At 55.8% G+C, this 24,458-nt stretch carries 18 protein-coding genes; 11 read left to right on the plus strand and 7 right to left on the minus strand.

The genetic code is table 11. From position 1 onward, the window contains the following. Positions 1-50: 50 nt before the first annotated feature. The gene (iolD, locus tag ACMGGP_RS16725; RefSeq protein WP_033768026.1) at positions 51-1,991 is read right to left on the minus strand and encodes a 3D-(3,5/4)-trihydroxycyclohexane-1,2-dione acylhydrolase (decyclizing); all 1,941 of its coding nucleotides are present in this window, start codon (positions 1,989-1,991) and stop codon (positions 51-53) included. Between the two features lie 545 nt (positions 1,992-2,536). Here iolD and ACMGGP_RS16730 point away from each other — a divergent pair. Both ACMGGP_RS16730 and ACMGGP_RS16735 read left to right on the plus strand, forming a co-directional pair. Continuing rightward, on the plus strand, positions 2,537-4,450 hold the full coding sequence (locus ACMGGP_RS16730) for a bifunctional 5-dehydro-2-deoxygluconokinase/5-dehydro-2-deoxyphosphogluconate aldolase (protein ID WP_033773070.1): 1,914 nt from the start codon (positions 2,537-2,539) through the stop codon (positions 4,448-4,450). Positions 4,451-4,946: 496 nt separating this feature from the next. Continuing rightward, complete coding sequence (locus tag ACMGGP_RS16735) at positions 4,947-5,789, plus strand: MurR/RpiR family transcriptional regulator (RefSeq protein ID WP_010253340.1); 843 nt, start codon at positions 4,947-4,949, stop codon at positions 5,787-5,789. A gap of 98 nt (positions 5,790-5,887) precedes the next feature. On the opposite strand, the gene iolB is transcribed toward ACMGGP_RS16735, so the two are convergent. After that, positions 5,888-6,706: a 5-deoxy-glucuronate isomerase gene (gene iolB / locus ACMGGP_RS16740; RefSeq protein ID WP_010671521.1), complete on the minus strand. Its 819-nt coding sequence runs from the start codon at positions 6,704-6,706 to the stop codon at positions 5,888-5,890. Between the two features lie 119 nt (positions 6,707-6,825). Continuing rightward, complete coding sequence (locus tag ACMGGP_RS16745) at positions 6,826-8,331, minus strand: CoA-acylating methylmalonate-semialdehyde dehydrogenase (protein ID WP_010253344.1); 1,506 nt, start codon at positions 8,329-8,331, stop codon at positions 6,826-6,828. 421 nt (positions 8,332-8,752) lie between these two features. Between ACMGGP_RS16745 and ACMGGP_RS16750 the strand changes: the two genes are divergently transcribed. Further along, positions 8,753-9,568 (plus strand): TIM barrel protein, encoded by an 816-nt coding sequence (locus tag ACMGGP_RS16750; protein WP_010671519.1) that lies wholly within the window; start codon positions 8,753-8,755, stop codon positions 9,566-9,568. A gap of 84 nt (positions 9,569-9,652) precedes the next feature. On the opposite strand, the gene ACMGGP_RS16755 is transcribed toward ACMGGP_RS16750, so the two are convergent. Further along, entirely contained in the window at positions 9,653-10,876 is a 1,224-nt protein-coding gene (locus ACMGGP_RS16755) for an MFS transporter (protein ID WP_033785697.1), read from the minus strand. Between the two features lie 300 nt (positions 10,877-11,176). Here ACMGGP_RS16755 and ACMGGP_RS16760 point away from each other — a divergent pair, with 300 nt between their 5' ends. After that, positions 11,177-12,232, plus strand: coding sequence for an AI-2E family transporter (locus ACMGGP_RS16760; RefSeq protein WP_010253354.1), 1,056 nt, complete (start codon positions 11,177-11,179; stop codon positions 12,230-12,232). Here the strand turns inward: ACMGGP_RS16760 and ACMGGP_RS16765 are convergent. Then, positions 12,221-12,904 (minus strand): FadR/GntR family transcriptional regulator, encoded by a 684-nt coding sequence (locus tag ACMGGP_RS16765; protein ID WP_010253357.1) that lies wholly within the window; start codon positions 12,902-12,904, stop codon positions 12,221-12,223. The two genes, ACMGGP_RS16760 and ACMGGP_RS16765, sit on opposite strands and share 12 nt — an antisense overlap. Positions 12,905-13,053: 149 nt before the next feature. On the opposite strand from ACMGGP_RS16765, the gene uxuA reads away from it, so the two are divergent. From uxuA to ACMGGP_RS16790, 5 genes are all read left to right on the plus strand, one after another. Continuing rightward, positions 13,054-14,238, plus strand: coding sequence for a mannonate dehydratase (gene uxuA, locus ACMGGP_RS16770; RefSeq protein WP_033768013.1), 1,185 nt, complete (start codon positions 13,054-13,056; stop codon positions 14,236-14,238). Between the two features lie 287 nt (positions 14,239-14,525). Beyond that, positions 14,526-16,133: an EAL domain-containing protein gene (locus ACMGGP_RS16775; RefSeq protein ID WP_010253363.1), complete on the plus strand. Its 1,608-nt coding sequence runs from the start codon at positions 14,526-14,528 to the stop codon at positions 16,131-16,133. 424 nt (positions 16,134-16,557) lie between these two features. Next, complete coding sequence (gene proP / locus ACMGGP_RS16780; protein ID WP_010253365.1) at positions 16,558-18,063, plus strand: glycine betaine/L-proline transporter ProP; 1,506 nt, start codon at positions 16,558-16,560, stop codon at positions 18,061-18,063. Positions 18,064-18,190: 127 nt separating this feature from the next. Next, positions 18,191-19,168: a porphobilinogen synthase gene (gene hemB / locus ACMGGP_RS16785; RefSeq protein ID WP_010671515.1), complete on the plus strand. Its 978-nt coding sequence runs from the start codon at positions 18,191-18,193 to the stop codon at positions 19,166-19,168. 103 nt (positions 19,169-19,271) lie between these two features. Then, positions 19,272-20,240: a GGDEF domain-containing protein gene (locus ACMGGP_RS16790; RefSeq protein ID WP_010671514.1), complete on the plus strand. Its 969-nt coding sequence runs from the start codon at positions 19,272-19,274 to the stop codon at positions 20,238-20,240. Positions 20,241-20,266: 26 nt separating this feature from the next. On the opposite strand, the gene ACMGGP_RS16795 is transcribed toward ACMGGP_RS16790, so the two are convergent. After that, positions 20,267-21,289, minus strand: coding sequence for an alpha/beta fold hydrolase (locus tag ACMGGP_RS16795; protein ID WP_010253371.1), 1,023 nt, complete (start codon positions 21,287-21,289; stop codon positions 20,267-20,269). A gap of 344 nt (positions 21,290-21,633) precedes the next feature. On the opposite strand from ACMGGP_RS16795, the gene ACMGGP_RS16800 reads away from it, so the two are divergent. Beyond that, complete coding sequence (locus ACMGGP_RS16800) at positions 21,634-22,134, plus strand: helix-turn-helix domain-containing protein (RefSeq protein ID WP_498798653.1); 501 nt, start codon at positions 21,634-21,636, stop codon at positions 22,132-22,134. On the opposite strand, the gene ACMGGP_RS16805 is transcribed toward ACMGGP_RS16800, so the two are convergent. Continuing rightward, a complete protein-coding gene (locus tag ACMGGP_RS16805; protein WP_022623997.1) occupies positions 22,135-22,794 on the minus strand; it encodes an epoxyqueuosine reductase QueH in 660 nt (219 codons plus the stop codon). A gap of 271 nt (positions 22,795-23,065) precedes the next feature. Between ACMGGP_RS16805 and ACMGGP_RS16810 the strand changes: the two genes are divergently transcribed. Then, positions 23,066-24,454 carry a sugar porter family MFS transporter gene (locus ACMGGP_RS16810; RefSeq protein ID WP_010253379.1) on the plus strand — a complete coding sequence of 463 codons (1,389 nt, stop codon included), beginning with the start codon at positions 23,066-23,068 and terminating at the stop codon, positions 24,452-24,454. Positions 24,455-24,458 lie beyond the last annotated feature (4 nt).

Here is a 24,458-nt window from a genome sequence, read left to right on the forward strand (position 1 = left end):
GTAGGGTTCGTACGGAGAAGAGCAAAACGGGCCGCGGCACGGCCCTGAAATTAATATTTTCGCGCCTGATCCAGATGGCTGTTGAGCTTGTCCGCCACCGCCTGAGAACGTTCGGTCTTCGAGGCCTGCGCCACGCCGACGTGCCACCAGCTGAAATATTTGTGGATCATGGTTTTTGGCAGCACTTTGATGTCGATAAGGGTGGAAACCGTCTGGGTGCGGGCATCTTCCAGCGCCGCCTTGAGCTGCTCCAGCGTGGTCACACGATAGGTTTTGCAGCCATAACCGGCGGCGATAGCGGCAAAATCGACCGGGATAAAGCCGCCGTCCAGCTTGCCGCCTTCCGCATTACGGAACCGGAACTCGGTGGTAAAGCTGTCCATGCCGTGTTCCATCTGCAGGTTATTGATGCAGCCGTTGGTCATGTTATCCAGCAGCACTACGTTGATCTTCGCCCCTTCCTGAATCGAGGTGACCAGCTCTGAATGCAGCATCATAAAGGAGCCATCACCGACCAGCGCATAGACCTCGCGCTGCGGCTGCGCCAGCTTCACACCCAGCGCGGCATTCACTTCATAACCCATGCAGGAGTAGCCATATTCAACGTGGTAGGCGTTGTAATCTTTGGTGCGCCAGACGCGCTGCAGGTCGCCCGGCAGACTGCCCGCCGCTGCCACTACCACTGCGTCTTTCGGCAGTTGCTCATTTAAGGTGCCGAGCACGCTGCTTTGCGTCAGTAGCGACTGGGTCAGGCGGTTAAACTCAGCGAACACTGCTTTACGGTCGAGATGATCCGCAATCTCCGGCACAAAGTCGCCATCGTGATATTCCACCTGGTAGACACGCTGCGTCTCTTTCAGCAGCTGGCTCTGCGCCTGCTCAATCTGGTTGCCCCAGTCGTTGCTGTAGTGCTGCGAGGCCAGACCGGCGGTGAGCGCGGTCAGCCCTTCGCGGGCATCGGCCAGCAGCTGCACGCCATCGAGCTTGTAGCTGTCAAAGTTACTGACGTTGATGTTCAGGAAGCTGACATCGGGATGCTGGAAAATCCATTTCGACGCGGTGGTGAAGTCGGTGTAGCGGGTGCCGATGCCGATCACTAAATCGGCCTCTTTCGCCAGCAGGTTAGCCGCCAGACAGCCGGTTTCGCCCACGCCGCCGACATTCAGCGGATGGTCAGAGACCAGCGTGCCTTTGCCCGCCTGCGTCTCCGCAAAGGGAATCTGATAGCGCTCGGCAAACTGCCGCAGCGCCTCGCCCGCTTCGGAGTACTTCACTCCGCCGCCGCAGATAATCATCGGCTTGCGCTTACGGTTAATCAGCGTCAGGGCATCTGCCAGCTGCGCCGCCACTGGCAGGCGGCGATCCAGACGGTGCACCCGTTTCTGGAAGAAGTAGTCAGGGTAATCCCAGGCTTCGCCCTGCACATCCTGCGGCAACGACAGCGTGACCGCGCCGGTTTCTGCCGGATCGGTCAGTACGCGCATGGCGTTGATACAGGCGGACATCAGCTGTTCCGGGCGGCTGACGCGATCCCAGTATTTGCTGACGGCGCGGAAGGCGTCGTTGGTGCTGATGCTGAGATCGTAGCTCTGCTCAATCTGTTGCAGCACCGGATCGGGCTGGCGGGTGGCGAAGACGTCGCCTGGCAGCAGCAGCAGAGGAATGCGGTTGGCGGTCGCGGTCGCCGCGGCGGTGATCATATTGGCCGCACCAGGCCCCACAGACGAACTGCAGGCGATAATCTGGCGGCGCAGCGACTGGCGCGCAAAGCCGGTGGCAGCATGAGCCATGCCCTGCTCATTACGGCCCTGGTAGACCACCAGATCGCCGCTATCCTGTTCCAGCGCCTGGCCCAGCCCCAGCACGTTGCCATGTCCGAAAATGGCGAAGATGCCTTTTACGAACTTCGTCTCAACGCCATCGACATCAATGAATTGATTATCAAGAAATTTAACCAGCGCCTGTGCCGTGGTCAGTCTGATAGTGCCCATATTCTTCCTTACATGCTGGTGGACCCCGACTTCCGCGACAGAACGCCAGGCGTTGTCATCGGCGGAAAAGGCGACCTGAATAACTGAAACGTGAGGCGATTATAAACAAATATATTTTTCATAAAACACGATTACAGAAGAAACATTTCATTTTGCGAGTGAGATCAAATTTAATGACGGCAACAGGTCTGGCGGGCGATTGCAGTGGGGAAATCTGGAACGTTTAACAGAGAGTGGTGCCTGATGAAAAAATTCATTTCAATGCAGCAGCTTGCCTGACTGGCGTGCGGATTCCTGCGATCCCCTTCACAACCCTGACATACCGCACATCACGCTGGCAGAGTTCGCGCAGGCGGGCGGCAATCAGGAGTTTTACCTGGTTCACAAAATTGCGATGGATATTTCATTTCGTATTGAATATGGAATTTTTATTCCTCATACTCCCTTCATAGCCAGTCAGACACCTACAGACCCGGAAGCAGAGCGTAACTGGTGTCGGTCTTTACGCCCGCCAGCGCTGCTAATCACAGAAGGAAACCACAGGTATGAGTACACAACAGAAACCGCTTGATGTGATTTGTATCGGGCGCATCGCCGTTGATTTTTATGGCCAGCAAATCGGGGCGCGACTGGAAGATGTCACCTCCTTTGCTAAATATCTGGGCGGCTCCTCGGGCAATGTCGCCTATGGCACCGCGATTCAGGGGCTGAAATCGGCGATGCTGGCGCGGGTGGGAGATGAGCATAATGGTCGCTTTCTGCGTGAAGAGTTGCAGCGCGTAGGCTGTAACACCGATGCGCTAATCACCGATCCGCAGCGTCTGACCGGACTGGTGATCCTCGGCATCAAAGATGAAGAGACTTTTCCGCTGATTTTCTACCGCGATAACTGCGCCGATATGGGTCTGGTTCCGGACGATATCGACGAAGCCTTTATTACCTCTGCGCGCGCGGTGGCGGTTACCGGCACCCACTTATCCCATCCTCAGACCCGCGAAGCAGTGCTGAAAGCGCTGGATATTGCCCGCCGCAACGGCCTGCGCACGGCGCTGGATATCGATTATCGTCCGGTGTTGTGGGGACTGACCTCTCTGGGCGACGGTGAAACGCGTTTCATTGAGTCGTCACAGGTCACGCAGCAGTTACAGGAAGTGGTGCACTATTTCGATTTGATCGTCGGCACCGAAGAGGAGTTTCATATTGCCGGTGGCAGCACCGACACCCTGACCGCGTTGAAAAACGTGCGTCAGGCGAGTCAGGCGACGCTGGTCTGCAAACGCGGTCCGTTGGGTTGCGTGGTGTTTGAAGGCGAGATCCCGGATAGCTGGGAACAGACTGAACTGCACACGGGCGTTCGCGTCGAGGTTCTCAACGTGCTGGGCGCGGGCGATGCCTTTATGTCTGGCCTGCTGCGCGGCTGGCTGAATGATGAGGGCTGGACTCAGGCGTGCCGTTACGCCAACGCCTGCGGAGCGCTGGTGGTATCACGCCACGGTTGTGCGCCCGCCATGCCAACCAAAGCGGAGCTGGATGATTTCCTGAGTCGCGACAAAGAGGTGAAACGTCCCGATCTCGACAGCCGTCTGAACCATCTGCACCGCGTGACTACCCGCAAGCAGCAGTGGCCGGAGCTGAATGTCTTCGCCTTCGACCACCGCAAACAGCTGGCGGATATGGCGCAGGAAGCGGGCGTGGACGAGAGCCGCATTCCGGAGCTGAAACTGCTGCTGCTGGAAGCCGCTCAGCAGGCTGCCAGAGAGGCAGGATTAGAGAATAAAAGCGGGATTCTGGCGGATACGACCTACGGTCAGAAGGCGCTGAACGCCATTACCGGTAAGAACTGGTGGATTGGCCGCCCGATTGAGCTGCCGAGCTCGCGTCCGTTGCGCCTGGAGCATGGCAACATCGGCTCGCAGCTGATCGACTGGCCTGCCGAACACGTGGTGAAATGTCTGGTCTTCTATCATCCGCATGACAGTGCTGAACTGCGTAAAGAGCAGGATGAGCTGGTGCTCGACGTCTGGAACGGCTGTAACAAAAGCGGTCATGAGCTGCTGCTGGAAGTGATTCTGCCTGACAACAACCCGGATAAGAATGAAACGTATTACTTTGATATGTTGAGCCATTTCTACAGTCTGGGCATCCAGCCTGACTGGTGGAAACTGCCACCGCTGTCGGCGGAAAGCTGGCAGGCGATCAGCGGTCTGATTGAGCAGCAGGATCCCCACTGTCGCGGCATTCTGTTACTCGGTCTGGATGCGCCCGAAGAGAAGCTTAAAGCGGGCTTCGCCGCGGCGGCCAAAGCACCTTGGGTGAAAGGTTTTGCGGTAGGCCGCACTATCTTTGGTCAGCCTTCCCGCCAGTGGTTACAGGGGGAGCTGGACGATCAGGCGCTGATTGAGACGGTTAAAGGCAACTATCTGCGACTGATTGAGTACTGGCGCGCTGCCCGCGCCTGATTTCCTGCTCTGCCAGAGGCTGTCTCAACCAGGATAGCCTCAGACTGCTGACTCATTCAAAGCAGGGTGAATGTTGCCGCAACGAATAAGCTCAATGCGCAGGTAACACGGTCAGAGGAGGAAAGCGTCCCGCGCCAGGGACGGTGCGGGCCGAGCGGCCAGGGATGGCTTTAGCGACTTTCCGATCTGACCGTGTTACCTGAGCCTGCACAGTCTTACAGCTGGAAGGGGCACACTTTTCAACAATCTCACGCCATCACACCCGGGATGGCGTTTTTACTCGCATCCCTCTTCTCCTCACTGACTTTCCACGCCGGTTTTCATCCTGTTATAACCTGTGCAGAGGCGCGCCTCGGGCGCTGAGGCTAATCTGTGAACCATTTCATAAAGCCATGAAATAAACCGCGTCGTTGACGCAAAGAAATGAAATTTTCCATCCATCTGATACTATAGCGCTCATTATGCAGCCATTATTCTAATTATACGGGCAGAAGTGATGAACAATAATCCCACCCAACTTTCTCTCTTGCAGGACGATATTCGTCGCCGCTACGAAACGCTGAGCAAGCGTCTTAAACAGGTTGCGCGCTACATCCTTGATAACAGTAACAGTATTGCTTTCGATACCGTCGCCTCGATTGCTCAACAGGCCGATGTGCCACCGTCGACGCTGATCCGCTTTGCGAATGCTTTTGGCTTCAGCGGCTTCAACGAAATGAAACAGGTTTTTCGTCAGCATCTGATGGAGGAGACGGTCAACTATACCGAGCGCGCTCGCCTGTTTCGCCAGACCTCAACGGACGACAGCGCCAGTGCGCCTGAAAGTCCGGCGGAAATCCTCAACGTCTTTACCATGGTTAACAGCCAGGCGCTGCAGCAGCTGGCGATGCAGGTTAATCCTGAGCAGCTGAACAAAGCGGTGAAACTGCTGAATGAGGCTGAGAATATCTATGTCATCGGCCTGCGCCGCTCTTTCAGCGTCGCCTCCTACCTGGTCTACGCGCTGCGTCATCTGGAGCGCCGCGCTTTCCTGATTGATGGCCTGGGCGGGATGTTTACCGAGCAGCTCAGCCTGGTAAACCCGAAAGATGTGGTGATTGCGATCAGCTACTCGCCTTATGCACGTGAAGCGGTCGAGGTGGTTGAAATGGGTGCCAAACGCGGTGCGCATCAGATTGCCATTACCGACAGTCAGGTCAGTCCGCTGGCCGCCTTCAGCGATGTCTGCTTTGTAGTACGTGAAGCGCAGGTCGATGGCTTCCGTTCGCAGGTCGCTTCACTCTGCCTGGCACAGACGCTGGCGGTTTCGCTGGCACTGAACAACGCAAAGACCAGCTGAGTTCCACACACAAAAAAGGGCAGCGCGACAGGCTGCCCTTTTTACTGATATGAACGCGGCTTATAAACCGTGATTGCTGTTTATTTTTCAGCGAAGACTTACGCTTTCCGCGGATAGCTGTCGCTGTTCACCCAGGCGTGATCTTTCTCCCAGGTAAATTTCCACAGCCGCACCGGCCCCGCCATCACGTTCAGATAGTAGTTATTGTATCCCGCCAGCGTCGCTACCGGATGATAGCCGCGCGGTACCATCACCACGTCGCGATTATAAGGTGCCATACAGACATCAAGGGAACGGTCGTCGGTGTAGACGCGCTGCATGGCAAAGCCAGGTTCCGGATCGAAACGGTGATAGTAGGTCTCTTCCAGGTAGGTTTCGTTTTCACTCTCCTCCTGGTCGTGCTTGTGGCTGGGATAAGAGCTGGTATCGCCCTCGTTGGTATAGACTTCCACCACCAGCAGGCTATCAGCCGGTTCATTGTCAGGCAGGATATTGTGAACCAGGCGCTGGTTGCGCCCTTTTCCGCGATGCTCAACGCCGACATCGGCTGGTGCAATCAGGCGCGCAGGCAGATTCCCCTGACCGGGCGCATTACAGACCGCCAGCTCAAGATCGCTGTCAGCGTAAACCTCTACTTCATCATCATGCGGCACATAAACAGAATAAGGCGGTACGCGCTCAAAAGGCGACATGCGCTGACCGATACCGGGAAAATCAGCATGGCGGGTTTTTACCGAGGCCAGCCCGGCCACCAGCACCAGACACAGCTCTTTGTCACCACTACTGAGGCGCAGGGTTTCCCCTTTCTTCAGCAAATAGGCATCAAATCCCACATAACGCCAGCCGGCGCGCTCAGGCGTCACATGCTGAATACGACCCTGCGCGTCAGGGGCTTGTGCTTTCGACAGTAAAGACATCCTGATACTCCTCTCTGTCACGATTGACGCTGCGGTGGGCTCGCGGGCGCGGTGCCAGCGAACAAAGCGACCGGCAGATTATCCTGCCGGTCGCGCACCGGGATCAGCGTTGAAATGAATCAGCCTAAGGTTGGCATACTGAATTCAGACACGGTCTGCTGACCGGATGGCCAGCGTACGGTGGCCGTTTTCATGCGGGTATAGAAACGCACGCCATCCGGTCCATGAACATTGAGCGCGCCAAACACTGAACGCTTCCAGCCGCCGAAGCTGTGGAATGCCATCGGCACCGGAACCGGCACGTTGACACCGACCATACCCGCTTCAACGTTCTGCACAAACTCACGTGCGGTGTGACCGTTGCTGGTGAAAATCGCGCTGCCGTTGCCGAATTCATGGCTGTTAACCAGTTGCAGCGCACTGTCGTAGTCCGGCGCGCGCATGATGCTCAGCACCGGCCCGAAAATCTCTTCACGCCAGATCACCATCTCAGAGGTGACATGATCAAACAGCGTGCCGCCGACGTAGTAACCTTCGGCGTGACCTGCAACCTGCACGTTACGACCATCGACCACCAGCTTCGCGCCTTCCTGCTCGCCTTTGTCGATGTAGCCCAGCACTTTCTTCTGGTGCGCCGCTGAAACGACCGGTCCCATCTCATTTTCATCAGCGCCCTGATTAATGCCAGGGCCGATACGCAGCGCGTTCACCAGCGGAGTCAGACGGGCGATCAGCTTGTCGGCGGTATCATCGCCCACGGCGACCACAACCGGCAGCGCCATGCAGCGTTCACCAGCAGAGCCAAACGCACCGCCCATAATGGCGTTGACGGTGGCATCCAGGTCGGCATCCGGCATAACGATAGCGTGGTTTTTCGCCGCGCCAAACGCCTGTACCCGCTTGCCGTGGGCGCTGGCGGTTTTATAGATATGCTCAGCCACGCCAGAAGAACCGACGAAGCTCACCGCGGCAATACGCGGATCTTTATAGAGCTGCTCAGCATCTTCATTGGAACTGTGTACGACGTTAAATACGCCATCGGGCAGGCCCGCTTCGGTCAGCAGTTCAGCCATACGCACTGCCGCAGAAGGATCCAGCGCCGGTGGCTTCAGCACAAAGGTGTTACCGCAGGCCAGGGCTATCGGGAACATCCACAGCGGCACCATCGCCGGGAAGTTAAACGGCGTAATGCCCGCCACGACGCCGACCGGTTGCATCAGCGAGTAGCTGTCAACACCGCTGCCGACGTTCGGGGAATATTCGCCTTTGAGCAGATGGGGGATCCCGCAGGCAAACTCAATCACTTCGATGCCACGCGTCAGTTCACCCAGCGCATCAGACCAGACTTTGCCGTGCTCAGAGACAATCAGCGCCGCCAGCTCATCACGGTGCTGCTCCATCAGGGCTTTAAAGTTGAACAGAACGCGGGCGCGACGCAGCGGCGAGGTTTTCGACCAGGCGGCAAAAGCGTCATGCGCGACACCAATCGCCTGGGCCACTTCATCAGCGGTACTTTGCGTCAGTTCACGTACCACTTTGCCGGTTGCCGGATCGTAAACAGGAATGGTTTCGTTGCTGGCGCTGAAAGTGGTTTTACCGCCAATAAAGTTACCTATGATTGTCATGATGTTGCCTCTTTAGATGGTTAAGTTCCCTGCAGACGGACTATGCGACCTGCCACACTGCCTGACCAGGCAAACCTGAAAGCGTGCTATGAAGCTATTACAGTGGAACAAATTTTTCAAATGGTTCTTTTTGGAAAATTTGATTTTAGCGGCACAGATCGCATTTTTCCCGCCACTTAGTCTCTCGCGGCATCACGATGACGGGAGGCCACTAATAGCGGCCAGCCTTAGCGTAGCAGGGTAATAGCCGGGGAGTGGTTTGGGCGTTTTACTGCGAAGTTGATCCAGCCTTTATGCATCGGGCTGAAACGGAATATGAAATTAATGCGAGGCTGATCTAATAATTTGTGTTTCATTATTCACTATTAATGAAATAAATGTTCTCTTTGGTCGCATCATCCTCCTGTCCCGGAGTCAGTGCATGGCCATCGATCCAACCCGTTTCTGTATCAACCGCAAAATTGCGCCCCGGCTCTCGCTGGAGGCATTTTTTCAGCTGGTTCAGCGTCTGGGGCTGAGCAAGGTTGAACTGCGTAATGACATGCCGGGCGGCAGCGTCACTGACGATCTCAGCACCGATCAGCTGCGCGCTCTGACCGACAGGTATCATATTGATATCATCACCATTAATGCGCTCTATCCGTTTAACCGCATTGATGACGCGCTACTGGCCCGGGCCGAAGCACTGTTACAGACAGCACAACAGATTGGTGCAAAGGCGCTGGTCATGTGTCCGCTGAATGAGGGGATAGCCGTGTCGCCTCAGCAAACCCAGGCGGCGATGCAGCAGCTGGCCCCGCGCTTTGCCCACTATGGCATTCAGGGTCTGGTGGAGCCGCTGGGTTTTCCGGTCAGCTCGCTGCGTTCGGCGGTACAAACGCAGCAATTGATCGCCGCGGCGGACGTGCCCTTTAAGTTATTGCTGGATACCTTTCACCATCATCTCTATGAGCAGGCTGAGCAGGAGTTTCCAGCCGGCATTCATGTTAACCAGATCGGTCTGGTGCACCTTTCGGGCGTGGAAGATCGCCGTCCGACCGCCGAACTGACCGATGAAGAACGCATCATGCTGAGTGATAACGATGTAATGAAGAGCGTGGTGCAGGTGAAGCGGCTGGAGATGCTTGGCTATAAGGGCGTTTATGCCTTTGAGCCTTTCTCCAGTCAGCTCAGCAACTGGACCCCTGCGGAGGTTGAACGCCAGATCCGCAACAGTATTGAACTGCTGCAAGCCTGAATCCTGTTCTGCGCTTTGCGCGCACCATTAATCGGTTTATCTGTGTCTGAAAAGACGTTCTGGCCAGCTGCTGGGCCATTTTTTTTATCCTGAAGAATCGTCTGCTGCCGGCAACACCGCCTGACGCCGCTGCATGCGCAGCGTGCAGAAAAAAGCGACGCAGACCAGCAGCGCCGTGAGCAGGTAGACGCGTGAGACACCCGCATAAGTCATGATGAATCCGGCAAGTGGCCCGGTTATCCCCAGCGACAGATCCATAAAGGCGGTGTAGGTCGCCAGCGCGCTGCCCTGATTCTGCTGCGGCACCACTTTTACCGCCACCACGCCCAGCGCCGGGAATACCAGCGAGAACCCGGCACCGGTCAGAAATGCGCCCGCTTTTGCCATCCAGGGATCACCCGCTGCGGCCACCAGAAACAGTCCGGCGGCTTCAACCGCCAGGCAGATGCTGGCGACCCGCAGACCGCCGTGGCGGTTAATCGCATTCGGGAACAGCAGGCGCGCGCCGACGAAAGCGCCGCTGAACAGGGAGAGCGCAAAGGCGGCCCCTTCCCAGCCTTTATCCTGATAGAACAGGGTAATAAAGGTGGCGATGACACCGAAACCCGCCGAACCCATCGCCAGAATCGCACCAAAACCGGCGATTTTCCCCAGCACCGCACGAAACGGCAAGGGTCTGGCCCGGCTGGCTTTTACGGCCGGACGCGGCACCGCGCAGACGATGCCTACCACGCAGATAGCAACAATGACCAGCGACAGCCACAGCAGGCCACCCGCCCGGAATATCACCACGCCGAGCGGCGCACCAATCGCCATCGCGCCATAAGTGACAATGCCGTTCCAGGAGATAACCCGGCCAATGTGCAGCGAACCCACCCGCGCCACACCCCACAACGAGGTGCCGGTGCCGGTAAAACTCTGACCCACGCCCAGAATCAAGCGGCCCACGCAGAGTAGCGTCAGGCTTAACAGCGGTGATTCGATGAGCGCCGCCAGCAAAATACATAACCCGCTGATCAGACAGCCAACCAGGCCGGTCACCACCACTTTCTTTGGCCCCCAGAGATCGGCATAGCGTCCGGCGTGTGGGCGGCTCAGCAGCGTCGCCACATATTGCAGGCTGATTACCAGGCCCGCCCAGAATGCGCTGAAGCCCAGCTGGTCATGCACCCATCCTGGCAATACCGCCAGCGGCAGACCGATAGTGAGATAGCTGGCAAAGTTGTAGGCCACGATAGAGAGGATCAGCAGAGAGATGTGCAGGTTTCCGGATGGGGTGTTCGGTTCCGCGGCAGGCTGTTCAGGCATGAGTCCTCGCGCTCGTATTTGGCTGAATGATAAGGTTTATCCTTTAACTATACCCGCTTTCGCCACTGGCGCATCTTAATGACACGGCTATCGGGCGGCTGCCCCTGCCCGGACGTGCAGCAGAAAGGCGGGTTAAAACCGGCACAATGGGGAGTTGCTGCTCTGCCGCGATAGCTGAGTGCTGTGGCGCTGATTACATCACCCACCTGCCACCGCGCTTTACCGTTTCTCTGATAAATCAGATTGTTAATTTTGTTTCAGCTACACTTTCAACAGCCAAATTACGTTATGAGAGAGAGAATGAGCGAGCTGCAACGGGAAAAGATCGGACAAAATATTCTGATAAAACTGGCGATGCTGGTCATTATCCTCGCCGGGGTTCGGGCAGCGTCCGATATTCTGGTTCCGCTGCTGCTGGCGGCGTTCTTTGCCATTGTGCTGAATCCACTGGTGACAATGCTGATGCGGCGTGGCTTCCGCCGTGGACTGGCGATTGGGCTGGTGATCACGGTGATCTTCTGCGCTCTCGTGCTGCTGGGTGCCATTATTGCCAGCTCAATGAGCGAGTTTTCCGATCTCTATCCGCAACTGCGCGCCACCATGGAGCAGAAAATGACGGTACTGCAACATCTGGCGGCGGGCTTTCATCTTAATATTTCAACCGATGCGCTGGTACAGCGTTTCGATCCTAATACCATGATGAACCTGGCTACCGTGGCGCTGAGCGGCTTTTCCGGCGCGATGACCAATACCGTGCTGCTGGTGCTGACCGTGGTCTTTATGCTGTTTGAGGTCCATCACCTGCCCTATAAAATGCGCAACGCGCTGGTGAATCCGAAAATTCGCATCGCCGGATTGCATAAAGCGCTGAAAGGCGTCACGCACTATCTGGCGCTGAAAACCCTGGTGAGTCTGATAACCGGCATCGCGGTCTGGCTGAGTCTCTATCTGCTGGATGTGAAGTTTGCGCTGTTATGGGGTGTCGTGGCGTTTATCCTCAACTTTATTCCCAATATCGGCCCGATTATCGCCGGTATCCCGCCCTTCCTGCAGGCGTTGTTACTGAACAGCCTGTTTGATGCCGCGATGGTGGCGGCGCTGTTTACCGCAATTCATATGGTGTTTGGCAATATGCTGGAGCCGCGCCTGATGGGGCGCGGTCTTGGCTTATCGACACTGGTGGTGTTTCTGTCGCTGGTGTTCTGGGGCTGGCTGCTCGGTCCGGTCGGCATGCTGCTCTCGGTGCCGCTTACCAGCATTACTAAAATTCTGATGGAAACCACGCCAGGCGGCAGCCGTCTGGCGATTATGCTGGGCACCGGACGACCTAAGCGGGCACGGGCATTAACCAAGTAGCCGCTGCTGCACGTGCTGGAGATGGCTCTCCATCGCCTGACGGGCTGCTGCTTCATCGCCCGCCACAATCGCATTGGCGATCTGCTGATGGTCAGCGTTCATCTCCTGCGCGAAGCTGTTATCGGCATAATGGCGCTCCAGTCGCTGCACATGCGGGCTGTGGCGCCGGTTCCATAACTGCTCCAGCAGGTCGCGTAATACATCATTGCCGCTCATCTCACTGATCAGCAGATGGAAGCGCTTGTCCTGCTCCAGAAAGGCCGCGTCGTTTTCATTGTACTGCTGCAGTTCAGCGGTCAGCGCCAGCAGTGCTGCACGCTGAACGGTGGTGCCGTTACGTGCGGCAAATCCTGCCAGCATCCCTTCAAAGGCTTCACGCGCCTGCAACAGATCCTGCAGACTGCAGGTTTCGCTCTCCTGCGGAACCGCAGCCTGCGGCAACGGCTGGGCGACGTAAACGCCGTTGCCAGTGCGGATATCGACCCAGCCGGTCATCTCCAGCGCAATCAATGCTTCACGCACTGATGAACGACTGACACCCAGCTGTTTTGCCAGCTCACGCTCCGGTGGCAGCAACCCTCCTGCCACAAAGTCACCGCGCGTGATACCGGCCATGATGACGTTGGCGATCTGACGGTACAGGCGCTCGGTTTTTATTACTGGCAGCGTCATCACCCTCTCCTCTGATTGCACTTAAAAGCGATCTCTTCACCGATGCAGTTTGTCATGCTGCGATCCGGATCACGGCCCTGTTTTTTCCACTATCATACTCTTGGCCCAGCGGCCTGACCACTGGGCCACATCACAGTTGAGGAGTAAAAATGGAACATACATGGCGATGGTACGGCCCCAATGACCCGGTCTCACTGGATGATGCGCGTCAGGCGGGCGCGACCGGCATTGTGACGGCGCTGCACCATATCCCTAACGGCGAGGTGTGGCCGGTTGAGGAGATTAAAGCGCGTCAGGCACTGCTGGCGGAAAAAGGTCTGGTCTGGTCGGTGGTGGAGAGTATCCCGGTCCATGAGGCGATTAAAACCCAGCGTGGTGACTACCTTCGTTATATCGCCAATTATCAGCAGTCGATACGCAATCTGGCCGCCTGCGGCATTGATACCGTCTGCTACAACTTCATGCCGGTGCTGGACTGGACGCGAACCGACCTCGCCTGGACGCTGCCGGATGGCGCAAAAGCGCTGCGCTTCGACGCCGACGCTTTCGCGGCCTTCGAGCTTTATCTGTTGCAGCGTCCGGGAGCGGAACAGGATTACAGCCCAGCCGAGCAGCAGGCCGCCGCTCAGCGCTTTGCCGCCATGAGCGCAGAAGAGAAAAGCACCCTGGTGCGCAATATTATCGCCGGTCTGCCTGGCGCCGAAGAGGGTTACACCCTGGAGCAGTTTCAGGCGCAGCTGACGCAGTATGACGGCATCGACAAAGCGAAACTGCGCGAGCATATGGCGACCTTCCTGCGCGCCATTGTGCCGGTTGCGGAGGAAACGGGCGTTAAACTGGCGGTGCATCCGGATGACCCACCACGTCCTATTCTGGGCCTGCCACGCATTATTTCTACCCAGGAAGATATGCAGTGGCTGAAAGAAACCGTGGACAGTCTGCACAACGGTTTCTGTTTCTGTACCGGCTCCTATGGCGTGCGTGCCGACAATGCGCTGGTTGAGATGGCGGAAACCTATGCCGACCGCATTAATTTTATCCATCTGCGCGCCACGAAACGCGAGGCAAACCCGGCCAGCTTCCATGAAGCAGCGCATCTGGCGGGCGACGTCGATATGGTCGGCGTGATCAAGGTTATTCTGGCGGAAGAGCAGCGCCGCCGTCGGGCGGGCAACCTGCGGGCGATTCCCATGCGTCCCGATCACGGCCATCAGATGCTGGACGACCTGCATAAGCGCACCAATCCCGGTTATTCCGCCATTGGCCGCCTGAAAGGCCTTGCCGAACTGCGCGGCGTTGAAGTAGCGCTGAAACAGATCTATTTTGCCGATTAAGTAAAACGTCCTGCCCTGCGCCCGCCCTGTGACGGGCCAGGGTCTCTCCTGGCCACTGCGGCGGATCGGCCTTTTACCCTGCCTGCCTCCCGTTTTCACCTGATTGTTTTGCTGCATCGCAACGAAAACCAAACAACCTGTCAAAAAATGCAATGTCTGGTCGATAATTGACCTTAGTCAGTTCTCCTGATCGCAAAAACGCTAATCTGCACCGCCCGGAGAGATGCTATGCTGCGCCACTGATCAGCACCTCCGCATAACACCAATAATACTCAGAGGATTCAGCGGTGCCGCTACTGAAACGAAAACGCGACTACGCCAGGCTGGTGATTATTATTTCCGGCGTGCTGCCTCTGATTATTGGCATTTTTTTTACCGCCCTGGATGCGCGCCACACCGTGCATCAGCAGCAGGTCACCGCGGCGAATACGCTGTTATCTCAGGCTGAGAGAATGAGCGACAGCGCCTGGGATATGATTACCGTGCTGCGCCAGTTTCATCATCAGCCCTGCAGCCAGATTGAAAACCAGTTGCAGCGCATTGGCTCGCTAAACCCCTATTTTCGTGCGATCGGTAAAATGGAGCAGGATCACATCGCCTGCTCGTCGGTGTATGGTTCACGCCCAGGCCTGCTGAAAGAGATGATCATGCGCGACGCGCCGGTTACCGGAAAAGCCTGGTGGAGTCTGTCCATTGCCGGGACATCGGGCGTACCGAATCGTCCGGCCGTGATTTTTATGCGCGATCTGCCCGATGGCGAGGGATTCTGGGCAGTGATTGATGGCCAGTATCTGATCGATTTTATGCGCGCGATCAGCAGCAGCCATCTCTATCATTTCAGCATGACGTTCAGCGGCGGCGCGCCGATCTCGTTTGGCGATCCGCACATCGCCGCGTCCAGCTGGTTTGAACCCATGATTTATCAGGCTATCTCCCATCGCTATCCGCTCTCTGTCACCCTCATTGCCTCACCCTCTGAACTGATCTCGGCCTGGCGTCAGGTGATGTTTATCATCATGCCGATGGCCGCTATCTTCTCTATTCTGCTGATGATGCTGATGGCGAACTGGCTGAAACGGCGTATTTCATGGCGCGATGAGATTCGCCGGGCCATCACCAGCGGCCAGTTCAGGGCGCACTATCAGCCGGTCTACGACAACCGGCTGCAACGCTGCAGCGGCGCTGAAGCCCTGCTGCGCTGGACAACGCCCGACGGTAAAGGCGTGCGGCCAGATATTTTTATCGGCGCAGCAGAAGCGGAAGGCATGATTGTGCCGCTGACCCGCCATCTGCTCGATTTAATTGCAGAGGATGTGCAGGCGTGGCAGGTTGAGCCCCATTTCCACCTGGCCATTAACGTGGCGGCGGATCATCTGCAGCATCCTGACTTTGTCGACGATATGCTGCAGTTTGCCGAACGGATCAAAGATAAGCAGTTCCTGATTACCCTGGAGCTGACCGAACGCAGCCTGATCAAAGATGGCGCTGAGGTGGCTCGCAAGCTGGAGCAGTTACGTGGTTGCGGAATGAAGGTCGCGATTGATGATTTTGGGACCGGTCACTGTTCGCTGAGCTATTTACAGACCTTCACGATAGATTATCTGAAAATCGATCGCGGCTTTATCAACGCGATTGAATCCCTGGAAGGCAGAACGCCGGTGCTGGACGCCATTATCCAGCTCAGCCATGAGCTTGAGCTGGAAGTGCTGGGAGAAGGCGTTGAGACCGCGTTACAGTTCAGCTATCTGCAACGGCGCGGCGTGGTCTTTATCCAGGGCTATTATTATGCCCGCCCGATGGACAACACGGCGCTGGTTGCCTGGCTGACCGATCGGGGCGAACAGCCGATTGAACGGGAGCTGGCTCTTCAGACCCGGCAGGAACCCGACGTCTGAACCAGAGCAGATGGCAGCTGAACCGCCAGTCGAGCCACATTCACTCATCTTTCTGCTCTCCGCCCTGTGATGCAAAGCGGATAACCGCTTCCGGTGCCAGCATGCCTCGTAACTTCCCCCTCTTTGACCCTGTTTTGCTGAAAAAAACGGCGGTCGTCACGCTCAGTGATAATTTTTTTGCGGTTGCAAACAGCTCTATTTGTTGTAAAAACAGGCCGGATGTAGCCCAAACATGACAGATATCACACAAAAACGGTATACTCTGTCGCTGTTCGCAATAATCACAACAGTAATTATTGTGTCTGCCGGCGCATAAACAGTGCTTATTTACGGCTATGCTTAAATTTCTCAACGCAGCGGTCTGAACGACTCACACCCGGCTCGCGCCGTTGAGGACTTTCGTGTTCCAATACAGGGTAATTCTATGAAATTGCGTAGGAAGCGTGTAAAACCAATTGGGATCGATGATGTGACTATCATCGATGATACCCGTTTACGTAAAGCCATCACCGCGGCCTCTCTGGGCAACGCGATGGAGTGGTTCGACTTCGGTGTTTACGGCTTTGTGGCCTATGCGCTGGGTAAGGTCTTTTTCCCGGACGTTTCACCAGGCGTTCAGATGATTGCGGCGCTCGCCACTTTCTCTGTTCCTTTCCTGATTCGCCCGCTGGGTGGACTGTTCTTCGGTATGCTGGGCGACAAATATGGTCGTCAGAAAATCCTCTCCATCACCATCATCATCATGTCGGTCAGTACTTTCTGTATCGGCCTGATACCGTCCTACGCCTCCATCGGCATCTGGGCACCTATTCTGCTGCTGTTAGCGAAGATGGCTCAGGGCTTCTCGGTGGGCGGTGAATATACCGGTGCCTCAATCTTTGTGGCCGAATATTCGCCTGACCGTAAACGCGGCTTTATGGGAAGCTGGCTCGACTTTGGTTCGATTGCGGGCTTCGTGCTCGGTGCGGGCCTGGTGGTGCTGATTTCCTCCATTATCGGAGAAGAGAGTTTCCTTGAGTGGGGCTGGCGTCTGCCGTTCTTCGTCGCGCTGCCGCTGGGAATTATCGGTCTTTACCTGCGTCATGCGCTGGAAGAGACCCCGGCATTCCAGCAGCACGTAGACAAACTGGAACAGGGCGACCGCGAAGGCCTGCAGGATGGTCCACAGGTATCGTTTAAAGAGATTGCGACCAAACACTGGCGCAGCCTGCTCTCCTGTGTCGGTCTGGTTATCGCCACTAACGTCACCTACTACATGTTGCTGACGTACATGCCGAGCTACCTGTCACATAACCTGCACTACAGCGAAGACCACGGTGTGATGATTATCATCGCCATCATGATCGGTATGCTGTTTGTCCAGCCAATGATCGGCATGATGAGTGACCGTTTCGGCCGTCGTCCGTTTGTCATCATCGGCAGTATCGCCCTGATGATCTTCGCGATTCCTGCCTTTATGATGATCAACAGTGGCGTACTGGGGCTGATTTTTGGTGGTCTGCTGCTGCTGGCGGTGATCCTCAACGCCTTTACTGGCGTAATGGCCTCTTCACTGCCTGCGATGTTCCCGACGCACATCCGCTACAGTGCGCTGGCGAGTGCGTTTAACATCTCGGTACTGGTTGCCGGTCTGACGCCAACGCTGGCTGCCTGGCTGGTAGAAACGACCAATAACCTCTACATGCCAGCCTACTATCTGATGGTGGTGGCAGTGATTGGTCTGATTACCGGTCTGTACATGAAAGAAACTGCCAACAAGCCCCTGAAAGGCGCGACACCGGCGGCTTCTGATATGGAAGAAGCGCGCGAAATCCTGCAGGAACATCACGATAACATCGAGCACAAAATCGAAGATATCGACGAAGAGATCTCCCGTCTGGAAGCGAAACGTAAAAACCTGGTGCAGCAGCATCCGGATATCAACGAGTAATCGTTCTGCTCTCCCGCCGCCCGGCGGGAGAGTTCTTTTCCCCTCTCCTGACCGCACACAAACCTTCATCCCTCGCGGGCAAAGGGAGTAAACTGTTGTCACTTTTTTCACCTGCGTAAGAATGAAAATGTCTGATTATTCCCTTATCCAGCGCCCAAGAAGATTGCGCGCCAGCGCCTCAATGCGTGAAATGTTCCAGGAGTCCTCACTGAGCCTGAACGATCTGGCTCTGCCCATCTTTGTTGAAGAAGAAGTCGACGATTACAAAGCGATTCAGGCGATGCCTGGCGTGATGCGTATTCCGGAAAAACGTCTCGCCTATGAAATTGAGCGCATCGCCAAAGCGGGTATCCGCTCGGTGATGACCTTCGGTATTTCGCACCACACCGATGCCACCGGCAGCGATGCCTGGAACGAGAACGGTCTGGTGGCACGTATGTCCCGCATCTGCAAAGATACCGTGCCAGAAATGATCGTGATGTCTGACACCTGCTTCTGTGAATACACCAGCCACGGCCACTGTGGCGTGTTGTGTGATCACGGCGTCGATAACGATGCTACCCTGGAAAACCTGGGTAAGCAGGCCGTCGTTGCCGCCGCAGCCGGTGCGGATTTCATCGCCCCGTCAGCGGCGATGGATGGTCAGGTTGAGGCGATTCGCCGGGCACTGGACGCGGCGGGCTTCACTCAGACCGCCATCATGTCTTACTCCACCAAATTCGCCTCCTCGTTTTACGGCCCGTTCCGTGAAGCGGCCGGAACGGCGCTAAAAGGCGACCGTAAAACCTACCAGATGAATCCGATGAACCGCCGTGAAGCGATCCGTGAATCGCTGCTCGACGCGGCACAGGGCGCGGATTCACTGATGGTGAAACCGGCAGGTGCTTATCTGGATATCCTGCGCGATATCCGTGAACGTACCGAATTGCCGCTGGCGGCTTATCAGGTGAGTGGTGAATACGCGATGATCAAATTTGCCGCTCAGGCCGGTGCCATTGATGAACGCAATGTGGTGCTGGAAAGCCTGGGTGCGATTAAACGTGCCGGTGCAGACCTTATTTTCAGCTATTTCGCCCTTGATCTCGCCGAACAAAAAGTGCTCTGATCCCCTCCTTATAAAGAGCGTGATGGCTATGTCACGCTCTTCTTCTTCGCCGTAAGGCAAACACCAGAACCTGGCTTGAGCTAAAAAAATAAAGGGCTCTGTGATGAAAGCACCTGAAATCGCTGCCGACGAGGCACAACGTTTATCGCAGTTGCGTGCGCTGAACATAATGAACACACCAGCGGAAGAACGATTTGATCGTTTAACCCGTCTGGCGCGCCGCCTGTATGACGTTCCTATCGCGTTAGTCAGCCTGCTGGAAGCTGATCATCAGTGGTTTAAATCCGCTCAGGGCTATGAACCCGCAGGATCTCCCCGCGACATCTCCTTTTGCGGTCATGCCATCCTGCAGGATGAGATTATGATCGTTGAAGATGCCGCAGAAGATGAACGTTTTTATGATAATCCGCTGGTTACCGGCGAACCGCATATCCGCTTTTATGCCGGCTGTCCGCTGCGGGCACCGGGCGGCGCTAAAATGGGTACCCTCTGTATCATTGGTCGTGAACCGCGTCAGTTTAATGAAGAGGATCAGGCCACGATGCGCGACCTGGCCGCCATGGCCGAAGCGGAACTGGTCGCCTTTCAGACTGCCACCTGTGATGAACTGACGCAGATCACCAATCGTCGCGGCTTTATGACGCTGGGACAGATGGTGCTGAACGAGTGCCGGCTGAAAAACCGGCCCGCCTGCCTGACCTTTCTCGATCTCGACAAATTTAAGCAGATTAATGACTCGCTGGGCCACCGCGAAGGCGACCGCGCGCTGATGGACTTTGCCGATGCGATGAAAGTGGTGTTTAAGCATTCGGATCTGTTTGCCCGTCTGGGCGGCGATGAGTTTGTGGTGCTGTTTAATGGTCTGCAGCAGCAGCAGAGCGAAGCGCTGCTCCTGCAGTTTGACCGTTATCTGCAACAGCAATCAGTCAGTCTGAACCGCCGTTACCGCCTGCAATTCTCGTCCGGCGTCGTGGAGTTTGACGCGGCGCATCCGCAATCGCTGGAGCAGTTGCTGCACGACAGCGATGAGCAGATGTACCTCAGTAAAAAGCAGAAACGCGTGGCGATCTAAGGTCAGGCGCCGCAGCGCCTGACGGTTCAGGGACGCGCCAGATCGTCGAGCAGCGTCTGGTTAAATTTTGCCGGCTCTTCCATTTGCGGCGCGTGTCCCATACCGGGGAATTCGATTAAGCGCGCCCCCGGAATGCGTTTTGCGACCTCTTTCCCCAGTACCGCGTAATCACCCAGCCGGGCTTTCACCTCTGCCGGAGCGATATCACTGCCGATGGCAGTCGTGTCTGAGGTGCCGATCATCAGCGTGGTGGGCACTTTCAGATCGCCGAATTCATAAAATACGGGCTGAGTGAAGATCATGTCGTAGATTAAGGCGGAGTTCCACGCCACCTTCTGGTGCCCTGGCCCACTGTTGAGTCCGGCCAGCATATCAACCCACTTGTCATATTCGGGTTTCCAGCGACCGACATAGTAGGTCTGCTGCTCATACTTCTTAATGCCCTCTGCGCTGAGTTTGAGTTCGCGCTGATACCACTGATCCACGGATCGCCACGGTGCGCCTTTGGCTTTCCAGTCCTCCAGCCCGATCGGGTTAACCAGCACCAGCTTCTGTGTCTGTTCCGGGTACATCAGCGCATAACGTGTTGCCAGCATCCCGCCAGTGGAGTGACCCATAATCACCGCCTTCTTCACACCCAGCCGGGTGAGCAACTGATGGGTGTTATCTGCCAGCTGCTGAAAACTGTACTGGTAACTGGCTGGTTTGGTCGAGCTGCAGAAGCCAATCTGGTCGGGCGCGATAACGCGATATCCCTGCTGACTGAGTGCGCGAATGGTCTCTTCCCAGGTCGCGCCACAGAAGTTTTTACCGTGCATCAGCACCACGGTTTCGCCGTTGGCCCGTTGCGCCGGTTTCACATCCATATAGCCCATACTCAGCGATTGCTGCTGGGATTTAAAATCAAAATGCTGCAACGGATAGGGGTATTGAAATCCTTCCAGCTGTTCGCCATACACACCAGCGGCACTGGCAGGTGCATGAGCAAATAACGCCAGCGAGGTGAGCAAGGCGGCAAGCGGTTTTTTCAGCGCGTATGTCGGGCTCATCCGGGGGGTTCTCCAGGTTAAAGGTGAGCCGTAAGCCTGGCATGTCGCAGCCAAAAATCTATTGATGTGCCGTGCTATAGCCGTGATTACAGAGATTCCGGCAAGGTAAACCGTGAGTCTGGCTGCGGACTCACGGCTCATTTTGATTATTGTCCCGCGGAACCACTTATTCATTCACCTACAATTACCAACAGATTAATCACAATTCATCTTTTTTATTAATAACACCCCCTCAAATGAATATCTTCAGAGATAACGATTAAAATCCTGAAAAATCTTTACGCAAAGAATAAGCACATTAAGATAAATATTTTAGAATCTTCTTAAATCAAACAGGGGGTTCTATGAACGAAAATAAATATAACGAAAGCGTGATCGTCTCTATCACTGAGTGGATTAATAATAATCTGGATCAGCGTTTAAGCGTTGATGATATTGCAGAAAAGGCGGGTTACTCTAAGTGGTATTTACAGAAACTTTTTGCCCGTTATCATAATGACACCCTGGCGCGATATATTCGTAAGAAAAAGCTTAACGCCAGTGTTCATGATTTAAAAAACAGCCGCACGCCCATCATCAGCCTGGCGCTGAAATACCATTTTGAAAGCCAGCAATCCTTTACCCGATCTTTTAAGCAGATTATGGGTTGCACGCCGAGCGTCTGCCGTAAACGTCTGATGAAGGACGAGGCAAAGCAGCAGCTGGCCGACGTTGATGATCCCTGTGCGCTGTGCAGTTACGGTCGGGCGGAAAGGATAAAGCAGAGCTGTGGCGTAACAGTCCGGCCTGTTACGCGCTCAGCGCGTGGATATGCGCCATCAGACGCTTTCCGCGAAATAGGTTAATCAGGATTCATCCGGCTGATAATATTGCACACCAATCTGAATACGCTCACGTCCCTGGGTGACGCGATGACGATTGGTGTCGCGCAGTGAATAGACACAGCCACAATATTCCTGCTGATAGAAACTCTCGCGCTTGCTGATTTCAATCATGCGCGATGACCCACCACCTTTACGCCAGTTAAAATCCCAGTACATCAGATCCGGATACGCCGCCGCTGCGCGGACTCCGCAGCTGTTAATCTGCTTCATATCTTTCCAGCGCGAAATACCCAGGCAACTGGTCATCACCGGAAAGCCGTTCTCATGGGCATAGAGTGCCGTACGTTCAAAGCGCATATCAAAGCACATGGTGCAGCGTTCACCCCGTTCCGGTGACCACTCCAGGCCGCGCGCCCGCTCAAACCAGTTATCCCGGTCATAGTCCGCATCAATAAACGGCACACCAAATTTTTCGGCAAAGCGAATATTCTCCTCTTTACGCAGCTCATACTCTTTGAGCGGATGAATATTCGGGTTGTAGAAATAGATCGTGTATTCAATGCCGGATGCCAGCATCGCTTCCATCACCTCACCCGAGCAGGGTGCGCAACAGGAGTGCAGCAGGACTTTTTTATGGCCGCCCGGCAGAGGCAGCGGCTGACGCTGGAAAGGTTCAGACATAAGCACCTTCAATCAATAGCAGTAAAGCGGCAGTGTAATGCCGCAGGCGGGCAGTTGCAAAACCTGACCTGACGCGCCCTGTTTTGCGTAATCGTGCCCCGGCCGCGGTTTCCCTCTCCTGAACCAACCCGCTGATCTCTGATGCTTTCTTATCGCAGCAATGCTGTGTGGCACCGGTGATAGCCGGAAGTGTGATCGCCCCCACACTGGCATCGACTATGTTTACATAACATTAACAATCTTGACACTGACCCCCCGCAAGGAGACTCGCATGGTCGCGGCAAAAAAATCGGGAAATCAACAGAACCGCTTTACCTGGTTCGTCTGTTTTATGGCTGCGCTGTCCGGCCTGCTGTTTGGTCTGGATATCGGCGTCATTGCAGGTGCCTTGCCGTTTCTGGCGAAGGATTTGCAGATCACTAACCATCAGCAGGAGTGGGTAGTGAGTTCGATGATGTTTGGCGCGGCGCTGGGCGCACTGGCGGCGGGCTGGATGTCATCAAAGCTGGGACGCAAGAAAAGTATGCTGGCGGGGGCGACGCTGTTTGTCATTGGCTCGCTTTGGTCAGCCTTCTCACCGGATGTGGAGTCGCTGGTCTGTGCCCGCGTGATGCTGGGTCTGGCGGTTGGGATCGCCTCTTACACCGCGCCACTCTATCTGGCGGAGATTGCGCCTGAACGTATTCGTGGCTCAATGATTTCGATGTACCAGCTGATGCTGACCACCGGCATTGTCGTGGCCTATCTCTCCGACACCGCGTTCAGCTACAGCGGTAACTGGCGCGGGATGCTCGGCGTGATCGCCATTCCGGCGGTGATCCTGTTTATCGGCGTGCTGTTTCTGCCCAACAGTCCGCGCTGGCTGGCGGCGCACGGACGCTTTAACGAGGCGCAGCGGGTGCTGGATCGGCTGCGTAACAGCAGCGAACAGGCCCGGGAGGAGCTGGAAGAGATCCGGGAAAGCCTGCAGGTGAAGCAGCGCGGCTGGTCGCTGTTCCGTTCTAATGGCAATTTCCGCCGCGCGGTGTGGCTGGGTATGCTGCTACAGGTTATGCAGCAGTTTACCGGCATGAATGTGGTGATGTATTACGCGCCTAAAATCTTCAACATCGCCGGCTTCTCCAGCACCAGTGAGCAGATGTGGGGCACGGTGATTGTCGGGCTGGTCAATATGCTGGCCACGCTGATTGCGATCTTCTTTGTCGATCGCTGGGGTCGCAAGCCGATGCTCACCACCAGTTTTCTGGTGATGGCGGTTGGCATGGGCGTGCTGGGAACGCTATTGCACATCGGCGTTGAAACAGATTTCCGCAAATACTTTGCTGTCGCGATGCTGCTGATGTTTATCGTCGGCTTTGCGATGGCGGCCGGACCGGTGATCTGGCTGCTCTGTTCAGAGATTCAGCCACTGAAAGGGCGTGATTTCGGCATTACCGCCTCCACCACCACTAACTGGGTCGGCAATATGATTGTTGGCGCCACCTTCCTGACCATGCTGGATCAGCTGGGTAATGCCAACACCTTCTGGTTCTACGGCGCACTCAACCTGGTGTTTATCGTGCTGACGCTGATGCTGGTGCCGGAGACCAAACATGTGACGCTGGAGCACATTGAACGCAATCTGATGAAGGGTAAAGCGCTGCGTGACATCGGGGCGTAACCGC

Source organism: Curtobacterium sp. BNK-1 (genome assembly GCF_048685235.1).
In the GTDB taxonomy this organism is placed as follows: Bacteria; Pseudomonadota; Gammaproteobacteria; order Enterobacterales; family Enterobacteriaceae; genus Pantoea; species Pantoea agglomerans.

Excerpts from the sequence above, each read along its gene's own strand:
- iolD (WP_033768026.1), bottom strand. The coding sequence starts at position 1,991 with ATGGGCACTATCAGACTGACCACGGCACAGGCGCTGGTTAAATTTCTT.
- ACMGGP_RS16730 (WP_033773070.1), top strand. The coding sequence starts at position 2,537 with ATGAGTACACAACAGAAACCGCTTGATGTGATTTGTATCGGGCGCATC.
- ACMGGP_RS16735 (WP_010253340.1), top strand. The coding sequence starts at position 4,947 with ATGAACAATAATCCCACCCAACTTTCTCTCTTGCAGGACGATATTCGT.
- iolB (WP_010671521.1), bottom strand. The coding sequence starts at position 6,706 with ATGTCTTTACTGTCGAAAGCACAAGCCCCTGACGCGCAGGGTCGTATT.
- ACMGGP_RS16745 (WP_010253344.1), bottom strand. The coding sequence starts at position 8,331 with ATGACAATCATAGGTAACTTTATTGGCGGTAAAACCACTTTCAGCGCC.
- ACMGGP_RS16750 (WP_010671519.1), top strand. The coding sequence starts at position 8,753 with ATGGCCATCGATCCAACCCGTTTCTGTATCAACCGCAAAATTGCGCCC.
- ACMGGP_RS16755 (WP_033785697.1), bottom strand. The coding sequence starts at position 10,876 with ATGCCTGAACAGCCTGCCGCGGAACCGAACACCCCATCCGGAAACCTG.
- ACMGGP_RS16760 (WP_010253354.1), top strand. The coding sequence starts at position 11,177 with ATGAGCGAGCTGCAACGGGAAAAGATCGGACAAAATATTCTGATAAAA.
- ACMGGP_RS16765 (WP_010253357.1), bottom strand. The coding sequence starts at position 12,904 with ATGACGCTGCCAGTAATAAAAACCGAGCGCCTGTACCGTCAGATCGCC.
- uxuA (WP_033768013.1), top strand. The coding sequence starts at position 13,054 with ATGGAACATACATGGCGATGGTACGGCCCCAATGACCCGGTCTCACTG.
- proP (WP_010253365.1), top strand. The coding sequence starts at position 16,558 with ATGAAATTGCGTAGGAAGCGTGTAAAACCAATTGGGATCGATGATGTG.
- hemB (WP_010671515.1), top strand. The coding sequence starts at position 18,191 with ATGTCTGATTATTCCCTTATCCAGCGCCCAAGAAGATTGCGCGCCAGC.
- ACMGGP_RS16790 (WP_010671514.1), top strand. The coding sequence starts at position 19,272 with ATGAAAGCACCTGAAATCGCTGCCGACGAGGCACAACGTTTATCGCAG.
- ACMGGP_RS16795 (WP_010253371.1), bottom strand. The coding sequence starts at position 21,289 with ATGAGCCCGACATACGCGCTGAAAAAACCGCTTGCCGCCTTGCTCACC.
- ACMGGP_RS16800 (WP_498798653.1), top strand. The coding sequence starts at position 21,634 with ATGAACGAAAATAAATATAACGAAAGCGTGATCGTCTCTATCACTGAG.
- ACMGGP_RS16805 (WP_022623997.1), bottom strand. The coding sequence starts at position 22,794 with ATGTCTGAACCTTTCCAGCGTCAGCCGCTGCCTCTGCCGGGCGGCCAT.
- ACMGGP_RS16810 (WP_010253379.1), top strand. The coding sequence starts at position 23,066 with ATGGTCGCGGCAAAAAAATCGGGAAATCAACAGAACCGCTTTACCTGG.